11 protein-coding genes and 1 pseudogene are annotated in these 12,542 nt (G+C 68.6%); 5 read left to right on the plus strand and 7 right to left on the minus strand.

Annotated elements, in window-relative coordinates; genetic code table 11:
• Positions 1 to 63 precede the first annotated feature (63 nt).
• The 4 genes and pseudogenes from ODI_RS04080 to ODI_RS04090 all read right to left on the minus strand — a co-directional run bounded on the left by ODI_RS04080 (position 64) and on the right by ODI_RS04090 (position 4,117).
• Positions 64 to 1,032, minus strand: coding sequence for a TRAP transporter substrate-binding protein (locus tag ODI_RS04080; protein WP_067752245.1), 969 nt, complete (start codon positions 1,030 to 1,032; stop codon positions 64 to 66).
• A gap of 50 nt (positions 1,033 to 1,082) precedes the next feature.
• Positions 1,083 to 2,024 carry an SMP-30/gluconolactonase/LRE family protein gene (locus tag ODI_RS04085; RefSeq protein ID WP_067752362.1) on the minus strand — a complete coding sequence of 314 codons (942 nt, stop codon included), beginning with the start codon at positions 2,022 to 2,024 and terminating at the stop codon, positions 1,083 to 1,085.
• Positions 2,004 to 2,816: pseudogene (locus ODI_RS22485) on the minus strand (NAD-dependent epimerase/dehydratase family protein); the annotation flags it as partial. The gene ODI_RS04085 and the pseudogene ODI_RS22485, both read right to left, overlap by 21 nt.
• A 383-nt stretch (positions 2,817 to 3,199) precedes the next feature.
• Positions 3,200 to 4,117: a LysR family transcriptional regulator gene (locus tag ODI_RS04090; RefSeq protein WP_067752242.1), complete on the minus strand. Its 918-nt coding sequence runs from the start codon at positions 4,115 to 4,117 to the stop codon at positions 3,200 to 3,202.
• A gap of 185 nt (positions 4,118 to 4,302) precedes the next feature.
• Here ODI_RS04090 and ODI_RS04095 point away from each other — a divergent pair, with 185 nt between their 5' ends.
• From ODI_RS04095 to ODI_RS04110, 4 genes are read left to right on the plus strand one after another with little or no spacing between them, the layout of a single operon-like run.
• On the plus strand, positions 4,303 to 5,643 hold the full coding sequence (locus tag ODI_RS04095; RefSeq protein WP_067752239.1) for a DUF3100 domain-containing protein: 1,341 nt from the start codon (positions 4,303 to 4,305) through the stop codon (positions 5,641 to 5,643).
• 11 nt (positions 5,644 to 5,654) lie between these two features.
• Positions 5,655 to 6,548 carry an NAD(P)-dependent oxidoreductase gene (locus ODI_RS04100; protein ID WP_067752237.1) on the plus strand — a complete coding sequence of 298 codons (894 nt, stop codon included), beginning with the start codon at positions 5,655 to 5,657 and terminating at the stop codon, positions 6,546 to 6,548.
• A complete protein-coding gene (locus tag ODI_RS04105) occupies positions 6,545 to 8,062 on the plus strand; it encodes an aldehyde dehydrogenase family protein (protein WP_067752234.1) in 1,518 nt (505 codons plus the stop codon). Before ODI_RS04100 ends, ODI_RS04105 begins: the two co-directional genes overlap by 4 nt.
• Before the next feature lie 36 nt (positions 8,063 to 8,098).
• The gene (locus ODI_RS04110) at positions 8,099 to 9,271 is read left to right on the plus strand and encodes a M20 aminoacylase family protein (protein WP_067752232.1); all 1,173 of its coding nucleotides are present in this window, start codon (positions 8,099 to 8,101) and stop codon (positions 9,269 to 9,271) included.
• A gap of 27 nt (positions 9,272 to 9,298) precedes the next feature.
• On the opposite strand, the gene ODI_RS04115 is transcribed toward ODI_RS04110, so the two are convergent.
• The 3 genes from ODI_RS04115 to ODI_RS04125 all read right to left on the minus strand — a co-directional run bounded on the left by ODI_RS04115 (position 9,299) and on the right by ODI_RS04125 (position 11,473).
• Positions 9,299 to 9,595: an addiction module antidote protein gene (locus ODI_RS04115; RefSeq protein WP_067752229.1), complete on the minus strand. Its 297-nt coding sequence runs from the start codon at positions 9,593 to 9,595 to the stop codon at positions 9,299 to 9,301.
• Between the two features lie 2 nt (positions 9,596 to 9,597).
• On the minus strand, positions 9,598 to 9,897 hold the full coding sequence (locus ODI_RS04120; RefSeq protein ID WP_067752359.1) for a type II toxin-antitoxin system RelE/ParE family toxin: 300 nt from the start codon (positions 9,895 to 9,897) through the stop codon (positions 9,598 to 9,600).
• Between the two features lie 187 nt (positions 9,898 to 10,084).
• Complete coding sequence (locus ODI_RS04125) at positions 10,085 to 11,473, minus strand: L-serine ammonia-lyase (protein ID WP_067752226.1); 1,389 nt, start codon at positions 11,471 to 11,473, stop codon at positions 10,085 to 10,087.
• Positions 11,474 to 11,588: 115 nt separating this feature from the next.
• On the opposite strand from ODI_RS04125, the gene ODI_RS04130 reads away from it, so the two are divergent.
• Positions 11,589 to 12,521: a LysR substrate-binding domain-containing protein gene (locus ODI_RS04130; protein ID WP_067752223.1), complete on the plus strand. Its 933-nt coding sequence runs from the start codon at positions 11,589 to 11,591 to the stop codon at positions 12,519 to 12,521.
• The last annotated feature ends 21 nt before the right edge of the window (positions 12,522 to 12,542 follow it).

A 12,542-nucleotide genomic window follows, 5' to 3' on the forward strand; every position in this document is an offset into this window, starting at 1 on the left:
CCTGCGCCACCTGGATCGGGAAGCGCATGGGCCGGCCTGTGTCCCAGGCGTGGGGTGACGGTGTTACTGCACCGCGGCAATGCGCTTCATCAGCTCGGCATACGGCGCGCCGTGCTTCTCGCGCACCGGGGCCGTGCCCTGCTGGAAGGGCGTCTTGTCGATCTCGATGAACTCGACGCCGGCGGCCTTGAGCTTGTCATTGCTCTCGGCCACGCGCTTGTTCCACAGCTCGCGCTGCTCCAGCTGCGCTTCGCGCGCCACCTTCTTCACCAGGGCCTGGTGTTCGGGCGTGAGCTTTTCCCAGCTGCGCTTGGACATCACCAGCAGCTCGGGAATGATCAGGTGGCCGCTTTGCGTGAAGAACTTGGTGATCTGGTAGTGGTTGTGCGCCAGCAGGGTCGGCGAGTTGTTCTCGGCGCCGTCGATCACGCCGGTCTGCAGCGCGCTGAAGATTTCGCCCGTGTTCATGGCCACGCCATTGCCGCCCATGGCTTCCATGGTGTCGAGCAGCACGGGGTTGTTCTGCATGCGGATCTTCATGCCCTTCAGGTCGGCGGCCGTGCGCACCGGCTTCTTGGTGTACAGGTGGCGCGTGCCGCCATCCATCCAGCCCAGCGCGACCAGGTTGAAGTTGGCGTTCGTGACCTTGTCGAGGATCTCCTGGCCGATCTCGCCGTCGACCACGCGGCGCATGTGTGCCTCGTCACGGAAGACGTAGGGCAGGTTGAAGACGTTCACGTCCGGCACGATGGGGCCCACCACGCCCAGCGAGATGCGCGCGATCTGCACGGCGCCCAGCTGGGTCTGTTCCACCACCTCGGTTTCGGTGCCCAGCACGCCGCCGGAGAACATCTGGATCTTCAGCTTGCCGCCGGTGGCGGCTTCCAGCTTCTTGCCCATCTGCTCCACCGCCACCACGGTGGGATAGCCGGCGGAATGGGTGTCCGACGCCTTCAGCGTCTGGGCCAGGGCCACGGAGGGCAGGGCCAGCGCCAGCGGCAGGGCGGCGAGCAGGGTGCGTAGCGGTTTCATGGGGTGTCTCCTGTTTTCTTATGGAAGGATGGGCAGGGGCCGTCCGGCTCCTAGCCCCGGAACGCGGGTTCGGCCAGGCCGGCCACGCCCGGATTGAGGGCGAAGACGCCGCCGGCCAGCGGCTGGTCGGACAGGTCGATGCCTTGCGGGCGGATGGAGGCGACGAAGAGCGTGCGCAGGCCCGGGCCGCCGAAGGCGCACATCGTGGGTTTCTTCACGGGCACGGCCAGCGAACGGTCCAGCCGGCCGTCGGGCGTGAAGCGATGCACCAGGCCCGCGTCGTTGCCGCAGATCCAGTAGCAGCCGTGCGCGTCCACCGCGGCGCCGTCGGGACGGCCGGGGAACGAGTTCATGTCGATGAAGAGACGGCGGTTCGACGGCGTGCCAGTGCGGGTGTCGTAGTCGAAGGCCCAGACGCGGCGCACGCTGGCATGCGAATCGGACACATACATCGTGCGCCCATCGGGGCTGAAGGCGATGCCGTTGGGCACCACCAGGCCGTCGAGGCGCGGGGACAGCGTCTGGCCGGGCTGGGCGCTGTCCAGGCGGTACAGGGCGCCCACGGGCGCGCCTTGCGCCATGTCCATGAGCATGCTGCCCGTCCAGAAACGGCCTTGACGGTCGCAGCGCCCGTCGTTCAGGCGCATGCCTGCCAGGGCGTGCGGGATGCGGGCCAGCAGCGTCTGCGCCAGCTGGCCGCCGGCCTCGGGCCGCAGCGCGAAGATGCCGCTTTCCATGCCCGCCACCCAGCCGTCGCCGTGGCGGGCCAGGCAGGCGATCTGCTCGCCGGCCGTCCAGGCCGTGTGGCTGCCGTCTTCGGCGCGCCAGCGGTTGAGCGTCCTGCCGGGGATGTCCACCCAATACAGCGCCTGTTCGGCGGCCTGCCACACCGGGCTTTCGCCCACGCCGTGGCGCGCGTCCACGATGAGTTCGGCGCCGGCGACGGGCGGCCGCGCGCGGGCGGCGGGGGCCTCGAAGGGGCCGGCGGCCACGAAAGCGCCGCCCTGGTAGACCATCGAAGGGTCGTCGGCCGGGGGCGCGGGCTGCGCCTCGACCTGGTCGCGGAACACGCGCGAGCTGTCCTGCGGGGCATAGCCCAGGTGGGCCGCGTGGCGGTTGTCCCACCACACCACGTCGTTGTCGGACATGCCGTAGACCACCGTGTGGCCGACGCCGGGCGTGAAGAGCGCACGTTCGAGCAGCGCGGTCAGGTCGCGGTAGCTGAGCCACGTGGACATCATGCGGCGGTTGGCGGGCGCCGGGAACGACGAGCCGATGCGGATGCTGACGGTCTCGATGCCGTAGCGGTCGAAATAGAAGCTGGCCACGTCCTCGCCATAGGATTTCGACAGGCCGTAGTAGCTGTCGGGCCGGCGCGGCGCGTGGGCGTCGAGGGTCTCGGTCTGCTTGTGGAAGCCGATGACGTGGTTGGAGCTGGCGAAGACCACGCGCTTCACGCCATTGCGCCGCGCCGCCTCGTAGAGATGGAAGATGCCGCGGATGTTGGCGTCCAGGATCTCCTCGAAGGGACGTTCGACCGAGACGCCGCCGAAATGCAGGATGGCGTCGACATCGCGGGCCAGGGCGTCGACGGCGTCGCGGTCGGCCAGGTCGCACGGCACGACTTCTTCGCCGGGACCGGCGGGGTCCATGGGGGCGAGGTCGGACAGGCGCAGGATGCGGGCGTAGGGGCGCAGGCTTTGCCGCAGCACCTTGCCCAGGCCGCCGGCGGCGCCGGTCAGCAGGATGCGGTCGAGGCGGTTCGGGGTCTCGGGTCGGGTCATGGCGGGAATCGATGATCGCCCCCGGAAGGGGGCGGCTTGTCTCGGGAACGAAGCGTCACCGGATCGATGCGTTCGTCATATGTTGTCGTATGAGTTGATGGATTATCTGCCGCCAAAAATCGGCATGTCAACGACAAACCCGAGTCATCGGGGCAATCCCTCGCCTAGGGATTACGATAGGCTGAGAGCCTTTGTTTACGCGAAGCTTACGAAGCCGAGGCGATGCGTGAAAGCTGCGGTTCCGCGGTGAAATAGCGCTATCCCCAATCGCCATGCGGGTTCCGATGAAGAGAACCCAGGAATTTAGTTGTATGACAACGTAAACATCGCTGTCGCGTCTGACGGGACGCGGTGTCAGGTCCGGCGATCCCTGCCGGAAGCTTTCAATTGGCGCCGGGGCGGAAGGCGGACATGCCCTGCAGGCAATGCGAGACGAACTGGTTGGCGGCAGGCGACAGGTGCCGGCCCGCGCGCGTGATCAGATGCACCTCGGCCCGTTCCAGGATGTCATGGCGCACGGGCACGGCGAACAGTTCGCCCGCCGCCAGTTCGTGCGAGATCGAGAAGCGGGGCAGCAGCGTGATGCCCTGGCCGGTGGCGACGAAGGCCTTGAGCACCGAGATCAGGTTGGTGGTGAGCACGGGGTTCAGCCGCGTCTTCTCCGTGTACTCCACGTGGGCCAGCAACTGGCGGATGCCGTAGCTGCCGTTCATCAGGGCGATGGGCCAGCGCGTGAGTTCGGCGAATGCCAGGTGTTGCTCGCGCCGCAGGGGGTGGTCGGGGGCAACGATGGCGCACATGGGCTGCTGGCAGGCCGCGCGCATGACGATGCGTGAATCGGCGGGGGTGTTGTAGACCAGGCCCAGCTCGGCCTCGTCTTCGCTGATGCGGCGCAGGATCTCGGTGGTGCCGTTGATCTCCACCGAGACGGTGATGCCCGGATAGTGTTCGCGGAATGCCCGCAGCGGGTTGCGCACGAGGTCCTGCACGAAACCCTCGCCCGTCACCACGGCCACCGAGCCGCTGCGCAGGCCGCGCAGCGATTCGATCTTCGAGAGCATGTCGCCACGATGCGCCACCTGCTGGCGCGTGTAGTCGATCAGCAACTGGCCCGCCTGCGTGGGCACCACGCCCTTGCGGTGGCGTTCCAGCAACGCCACGTTCAGCTCCTCTTCCAGCAGCGCGATCTGGCGGCTGACGGCCGAGGGCGCGATGGCGAGCTTCTCGGCGGCTGCGCGCACACTGCCGCAGTGCACGGCCTCATAGAGATAGGGCAGGCGTTGCTCGGGAAAGGCAGGCATGGCGGCGGGCTCTGTGACAGGACGGGTGGTGTGCGAATTATTAGAACAAAAAAACTGAAAGAGGAGTTTTCCGCGTTGCTACAGTGCGGACTAGCTGGGCCGCGCAGTGGCCTGGCCACACCACATTCGTTCATTTCAGCCAGGTGACCGGCACAACAAGGCCGGCGCCCAAGGGGAGAAGTTCCATGGCAACCATTCCGCTCGCCGGTCAGGCGCAGAGCGCAAGCCCGCTACGTCTTTATGTCCTGGCGATCGTCATCGCCGTCGTGGCCGAGGCGCTCGGCCCCCTGGCGATCCCGCTGGGCATCGGCAAGGTCGTGCTGCTGCCCATGATCTGGGCGCTGCTCATCGGCCTGGCGCTGGGCATCTGGCAGCAACGCCTGCCCGCGGCCACGCGCGTCGACCTGCCTACGCAGTTCCTGGCATCCGCCGTCCTGCAGCCCGCGCTGCTGATCTTCATCGCCAAGCTGGGCCTGCTGGTGGGCGGCGCGCTGCCCAAGCTGGCGGAAGCCGGCTGGGGCCTGCTGCTGCAGGAGTTCGGCAACCTGTTCGGCTGCGTGCTGCTGGGCATGCCGGTGGCGCTGCTGCTGGGCATCAAGCGTGAGGCCGTGGGGGCGACCTTCTCCATCGGCCGCGAGCCGGGCCTGGCCATCATCGGCGAGAAGTTCGGCATGGATTCGCCCGAGGGCCGCGGCGTGCTGGCCGAGTACGTGACCGGCACGCTCATCGGCGCCATCTTCATCTCGATCTTCGCGGGCTTCGTCACCAGCCTGAACCTCTTCCACCCGCTGGCCCTGGCCATGGGCGCGGGCGTGGGCTCGGGCAGCATGACCGCCGCCGCCGTGGGCGCCATCGCCGCGCAGCAGACGCCTGAAGTCGCCAAGGACGTGGCCGCTTTCGCCGCCGCCAGCAACCTGATCGCGACGACCGTGGGCACCTACATGACGCTGTTCATCTCGCTGCCCTTCGCCGTCTGGGCCTACCGCGTGCTGGAGCCCGTGCTGGGCCGTGGCCGCGACCGCGGCGACAAGGGCGCCATCCAGCTGACCGAGACCGAGAAGCAGGCCGCCGGCATGATCGTGCCCGACCTGAAGTGGCTCGAGCGCCTGCTCGCCTGGTGCGTGGTGGGCTTCATGGTGCTGCTGGGCAACCGCGTGGGCTTCGGCGTGCCGATCCTGGAAGCGCTGCCCGGCGTGGCGCTGATGGTGGGCGCGGTCGTCATCGGCGACCTGATCTATCGCGGCCTGGGCCGCAAGATCCCGGCCGTGTGCTGGGTCTCGCTGGTCGCCATGGGCATGACCTTCCCCGGCTTCCCGCTGGCCTCGACCATCGCCGAGCTGACCGGCAAGGTGAGCTTCCTGGCGCTGATCACCCCCATGCTGACCTTCGCCGGCCTGTCGCTGGCCAAGGACCTGCCGGCGTTCCGCCGCCTGGGCTGGCGCATCGTCGTCGTGTCGCTGCTGGCCAATGCCGGCGTGTTCCTCGGCGCCGCCTTCATCGCGCAATTCTTCGTCCACACGCTGTAAGGGGCCCGGACATGACGCAAGCATTGAACGCCGCCGGCCAGCGCGCCGGCGTCATCGGACTGGGCAACATGGGCGGCGGCATGGCGCTGTCGCTGCACCGCGCGGGCTTCGCCGTCACGGGCTTCGATCCGTCGCCCGCGGCGCGCGAGGCGCTGGCCGCAAGCGGCATGGCGCTGGTCGACAGCATCGCCGCGCTGGTCGCGGCCTCGGATGTGATCGTCCTGTCGCTGCCCACCTCCGACATCGTCGAGAAGGTCGTGCTGGGCGAGGACGGCATCCTGGCCCACGCCAGGCATCCCGTGATCCTGCTCGATACCTCCACCGCCGACCCCACCAGCACCGTGCGTATCGCGCAGGCGCTGGCTGGCAGCCCGATCTCGTTCGTCGATGGCCCGGTCAGCGGCGGCCCCAAGGCCGCGCACAGCGGCAACATGACCATGCTGCTGGGCGGCGATGAGGCCGTGCTGGCGCGCCTGGCGCCGGCCCTGGACGTCATGACCGGCAAGCGCGTGCGCGTGGGCCCGGTGGGCGCCGGCCACTCGGCCAAGCTGCTGAACAACCTGCTGTGCGGCGTGCACCTGGTGGCCGCCGGCGAAGCCATGCGCATCGCGCGTGGCGCCGGCCTGGACCCCGAGGAGATCCTGAAGGGGATCAACGCCGGCTCGGGCCGCAGCGGGGTGACCGAAGTGAACTATCCCACCTGGATCCTGAACGACGCCTTCAATTCGGGCTTCACCATGAAGTTGATGCGCAAGGACCTGCGCCTGGCCGCCGGTCTCATCGAGCGCGCGGGCGCGGGCGCCCCGCTTTCGGCGGAAGCGCTGCGCCTGTGGCGCGAGTCGGCCGGCGACGTGGCCGACAGCGACGACTTCAACTGCATCGTCAACTACGAGGAAAAGCAATGAGCAGCACCCAAGCCATTACCGCCGACGTGTTCCAGGCCTTCCAGGCGTTCTTCCCGGGCGCGTCCCAGGTCGCGTCGTACGTGGACGGCAAGCTGCTGGCCGGCACCGGCGAGGTCGTCGCGCTGAAGCAGGCGTCCACCGGCGCCGACAGCGTGTCGTATCCCGATGGCGGCGCGCCTGCCGCGCAGGCCGCCGTGGCCGCCGCGCTGGCGGGCCAGGCCAAGTGGTGGGCGCTGACCCACGCGCAGCGTGGCCGCATCCTGTTCGCCGTGGGCCAGCGCGTGCGCGCCCGCGCCGAGGAGCTGGCCCGACTGGAGTCGCTGACCTCCGGCAAGCCCATCCGCGATTGCCGCGGCGAAGCCCAGAAGGTCGCCGAGATGTTCGAGTATTACGCCGGCTGGACCGACAAGGTCTATGGCGACGTCATCCCCGTTCCCACCTCGCACCTGAACTACACGCGCCGCGAGCCCATCGGCGTGGTGCTGCAGATCACCCCCTGGAACGCGCCCATGTTCACGGCCGGCTGGCAGATCGCCCCCGCCATCGCCATGGGCAATGCCGTGGTGCTGAAGCCGTCGGAACTGACGCCCTTCACCTCGCTGGCCCTGGCCGCGCTGGCCGAGGAAGCCGGCGTGCCCGTTGGCGTCATCAACGTGCTGGCGGGCTACGGCCACACCATCGTGCCGGCCGCGCTGGCCACGCGCCAGGTCGAGAAGGCGGTGTTCGTGGGCTCGGTGCCCACGGGCGCCAAGGTCGCCGCCAACGCGGCGCAGCACCTCGTGCCCTGCGTGCTGGAGCTGGGCGGCAAGTCGGCCAACATCGTGTTCGAGGATGCCGACATCGATCGCGCCATCCTGGGCGCGCAGGCGGCCATCTTCGCCGGCGCGGGCCAGAGCTGCGTGGCGGGTTCGCGCCTGCTGGTCCAGCGCGGCATCCATGATGCCTTCGTCGAGCGCTTCGCCGCCGGCGCCGCGCGCATCCGCGTGGGCGATCCGCAGGACGACAAGACCGAAGTCGGCCCCATCTGCAGCCAGCGCCAGTTCGAGCACGTGCGTGGCCTGATCGCGTCGGCCCAACAGGAGGGCGCGCGCCTGGTCGGCACGCCCGAGCCCTTCGACGGCGACGGCTATTTCGTGCGTCCCACGGTCCTGGCCGGCGTGACGCCCGAGATGTCGATCGCCCGCACCGAGGTCTTCGGTCCGGTGGTCGTGGTGATCCCCTTCGACACCGAAGCCGAGGCCATCGCCATCGCCAACGACAGCGACTTCGGCCTGGCCGGCGCCGTCTGGACCCGTGACGTGGGCCGCGCCCACCGCGTGGCCGCCGGCGTGCGCGCCGGCACGTTCTGGATCAACGGCTACAAGACCATCAACGTGGCCTCGCCTTTCGGCGGCTACAAGCAAAGCGGTTATGGCCGTTCCAGCGGCATCGATGCCCTGCGCGAATACACGCAGGTCAAGAGCATCTGGGTCGAGACCGCCGCCGAGCCGGCAACGGCTTTCGGCTATCTCTGATCGTCGCTGACGCCATACGGACAAGGAGCAGGCACCATGTCGGACACCGATACCCTGGACACCAAGCAACTCGCGGCCTGGCGGCATGATTTCCACCGCCATCCCGAGACGGCCTTCGAGGAACATCGCACCAGCACGCGCGTGGCGGAACTGCTGCGCGAGTGGGGCATGGCCGTCGAGACCGGCATCGCCGGCACGGGCGTGGTCGCCACCCTGCAAGGGGCGCGCGGCGAGGGCCCGGCCATCGGGCTGCGGGCCGACATGGATGCGCTGCACGTCACCGAACTCAACGGTTTCGCGCATGCCTCCACCCACGCGGGCCGCATGCATGCCTGCGGTCACGATGGCCACACCACCATGCTCCTGGGCGCCGCCCAGGCGCTGGCGGCCAACCCGGACTTCGCCGGCCGCGTGCATTTCATCTTCCAGCCCGCCGAGGAAAACGAGGGCGGCGCCCGCGCCATGATCGAGGCGGGTCTGTTCGAACGCTATCCGGTGCAGGGCGTCTATGCCATGCACAACTGGCCGGGCCTGCCGGCAGGCGAGGCCGCGGTGCACGCGGGCCCCGTCATGGCGGCCTTCGACATCTTCAACCTGAGCCTGCGCGGCAAGGGCTGCCACGCGGCCATGCCGCACCTGGGCAAGGACACGCTGCTGGCCGCCTGCCAGCTGGTCACGCAGCTGCCCGCGCTGATCGCGCGCGAGACGCCCGCGCACCAGCCGGCGGTGCTCAGCATCACCAGCTTCCATGCGGGCGACACCTATAACGTCATGCCCGAGGAAGTGCAGTTGCGCGGCACGATGCGCTGCTTCGACATGGCGCAGCGCGCGTCCATCGAGCAGCGCTTTCGCGACGCCATCCAGGCCATTGCCACGCTGCATGGCCTGACGGCGGAACTGGACTACCGCGTGAGCTATCCCGCCACCATCAACACGCCTGCGCATGCGGCGCGTTGCGCCACGGTGCTGGAAAGCGTGCTGGGCGAAGGCCGCGTGCATCGCGACCTGCCGCCCAGCATGGCGTCGGAGGATTTTTCCTTCATGTCGCAAGCCTGTCCGGGCGCCTACATCTGGCTGGGCAACGGCCAGGACAGCGCGTCGCTGCACAACCCGCGCTATGACTTCAACGATGCCCTGCTGCCGCTGGGCGTGAAGTACTGGACCGCGCTGGTGCGGTCCTTGCTGGGTGGGGAAGGGTTGCCGGGGTAGGCCGTTGCCTGCGCAGCCCCGGAGGCGTCAGGCCTGCAGTTGCGGTTGCAGCCTGATGCCCAGCGCCCGGGTCACTTTCAATATGGTGGCAAAACTCGGATTTCCCTCGCCTGACAGCGCCTTGTAGAGGCTTTCCCGGCCCAGGCCTGTGTCTCGTGCCAATTGCGTCATCCCTTTGGCGCGGGCAATGTCGCCCAGGGCCTTGGCAATGAAGGTGGCATCGTCGCCTGCCTCTTCCATGCAGGCCTGCAGATACAGCACGCGGTCCTTCTCCGTGCCGAGATGATCCGCGCTGTCCCATTCCCGCAGTGTCGGCCTTGTCATGATCATGTTTCCCTTAATTGGCGCGCCAGCGACAGGGCGGCGCGGATGTCCCGCGGCTGGGTGGATTTGTCGCCCCCTGCCAGCAGCACGATGATGTCCGTGGTTCGCGGCATGAAAACCACGCGGTATCCGGGGCCATGATGGATCCGCAGTTCCGCGACACCTTCACCGATTGGCGCCCAGTCTCCGTGGTTGCCGAGCTGCAGGCGGCGAATCCGGACTTGGATGCGTTTGGCTGTCAGCGTGTCGTCGATCTGTGCGAACCAGCGATCAAATGTGGGGGTGGTGTAAACGCGGATCAAGCGGTCTGTATAAAACAGGATACGCCTGTCGCCGGGGAGGGGCAAGCGTGAACATGGGGGAAATGCCCGCTCGATGAGCTGGGCGGGACCTGTTCACGATAAGGCCGGTTGCTTGGCGGCGCCGAGCCTGGCAGGCTTTGTTCCTGCTGCGGCTATTCCGTATTGATGATGGGTGCAAACGCGCTTCTCAACACTCCACCACGCTCACCGCCAAGCCCCCCAGCGACGTCTCCTTGTACTTGCTGAGCATGTCGCGGCCCGTTTCACGCAGGGTGCGGATGGCCTGGTCCAGGGAGACCAGGTGGCGGCCGTCGCCGTGCAGCGCCATGCGCGCGGCGTTGATGGCCTTCATCGACGCAATCGCATTGCGTTCGATGCAGGGCACCTGCACCAGGCCGCCCACGGGGTCGCAGGTCAGGCCCAGGTTGTGTTCCAGGCCGATCTCGGCGGCGTTCTCGATCTGCTCGGGCGTGCCGCCCAGCAGCGCCGCCAGGCCGGCGGCGGCCATGGCACACGCCACGCCGACCTCGCCCTGGCAGCCGACCTCGGCGCCCGAGATCGAGGCATTGCGCTTGCACAGCCCGCCGATGGCCGAGGCGGTGAAAAGGAAGGTGTCCACGTCGGCCTGCTGCATGCCGGGCTGGTTGCGCGCATAGAAATGCAGCACCGCCGGGATGATGCCCGCCGCGCCGTTGGTGGGCGCGGTCACCACGCGGCCGCCGCTGGCGTTTTCCTCGTTGACGGCCAGCGCGTACAGGTTCACCCAATCCATTTCCGACAGCGTGCGCGAGACCACGTCCGACTGCTGGCGCGCGGCGTCTTCGAGGCGGCGGCGCAGCGCGGCCGCCCGGCGCGGCGTGTTCAGGCCGCCGGGCAGGATGCCTTCGCGATGCAGGCCGCGCGTGACACAGGCCTGCATCGCCCGCCAGACGGTGGCCAGCGCCGTGCGCGTGTCGGATTCGGGCCGCAGCGCCGCCTCGTTGGCCAGCACGATCTCGGCCATGGACAGGTCGTGGCGGCGGCACAGCGCCAGCAGTTCCGCGGCGCTGGTGTAGGGATAGGGCACGGGCGTGTCGGCGGCGGGGTGGTCGCCTGCTTCGCGTTCCCGGTTGGCGTCGATGATGAAGCCGCCGCCGATCGAGAAATAGGTATTGCGATGCAGTACCTGGCCGTCGCCGTCGCGGGCGGTGAGGCGCAGGGCATTCGGGTGGCGGGCCAGGGCGACCGGCACCATGCGCAGGTCGCGCCGCCAGTCGAAGGGGACTTCCACGGCATCGTCCAGGCGCAGCACGCCGTCCAGGCGCACGGCGGCGACATAGGCCTCGAACTGGTCCGGGTCGACCGTGGCGGGATCATGGCCCAGCAGGCCGCCCACCACGGCGAGATCGGTCGCGTGGCCGATGCCGGTGGCGGCCAGCGAGCCGTACAGGCGGATGTCCAGGTGGGCGACGCGGGCGCTCAGGCCGAGCGTGCGCAGGTCGCGCGCGAAGGCCAGGCCGGCGCGCATGGGGCCGGTGGTGTGCGAGCTGGACGGGCCGATGCCCACCTTGAAGAGATCGAGCGTGCTGATGGTCATGGTGGCGGCTGGCGATGCGTCGATACACCGCTTGAATTAGTATTTGTGAAGTGTTTTCTATTCTCCCGGGCTGTTCCGCCCCTCTCAAGCCATAAATTCTGCCTTCGATTTAGAAATGCTAAACGATAAGCGTGAAATCCCGGCCCAGGTGCATGCCCGCCTGAAGGTCTTCCTGGTCTGCGCCAAGCTGCTGTCCTTCACCCAGGCGGCGCAGGCCCTGCACGTGACGGTGGGCGCGGTCAGCCAGCAGATCAAGCAACTGGAGGAGTGGCTGGGTTTCCGGCTGTTCGTGCGGCTGCCGCGCCGCCTGACGCTGACGGACGAGGGCGCGCGGCTGAAGGCCGCCGTGGGGCCGGCCTATGAGGCCGTGGACCTGGAGATCGGCCGGCTCAGCGGCGGCAACCTCGCCGGTATCGTGAAGGTGCGCGCACTGCCGTCCTTCATGGCGAAGTGGCTGGTGCCGCGATTGCCGGACTTCCAGCGGCGTTATCCGGCGCTGGCGCTCCAACTGGAAGCCGAGGACAGCAGCCAGGCCTTGCAGCCCGGCGCTTTCGACCTGGCCATCGACCTGAACGACGGTGTGTACTCGGGCTTTGACATCACGCCGCTGATGGAGGAAGAGATCTTCCCGGTCTGCGCGCCTGCCTTGCTGGATGCCAGCCACCCCATTTCAACGCCCGACGACCTGCGCCACTATCCCTTGCTGCATGACATGACCGCCTGGCGCGGCAGCCCGCCCTACGCCGAGTGGGAAGGCTATCTGCGCGCCATCGGCGCGCCGCAGGTGGAGGTGCGGCGCGGGTATATGTTCAACCGCAACCACCTGACCATCGAGGCCGCCATCGCGGGCATGGGCGTGGCGATTGCGCGGCGCACCCTGACGACCGACGAGCTCGCGCGCGGGCGCCTGGTGGCGCCTTTCGCCCAGCGAGTGTCCACGGGCAAGCGGTATGGCATCGCCTATGCGCCGGGCGCCCTGGACGACAGGCGGGTGGCGGCGGTGCACGACTGGCTGGTCGAGGCCGCGGCGCGCGCGGAGGCAGGCTGACCGCGCGCCGCGCGGTGCCTG

The sequence above is a fragment of the Orrella dioscoreae genome (genome assembly GCF_900089455.2).
GTDB lineage: Bacteria > Pseudomonadota > Gammaproteobacteria > Burkholderiales > Burkholderiaceae_B > Orrella > Orrella dioscoreae.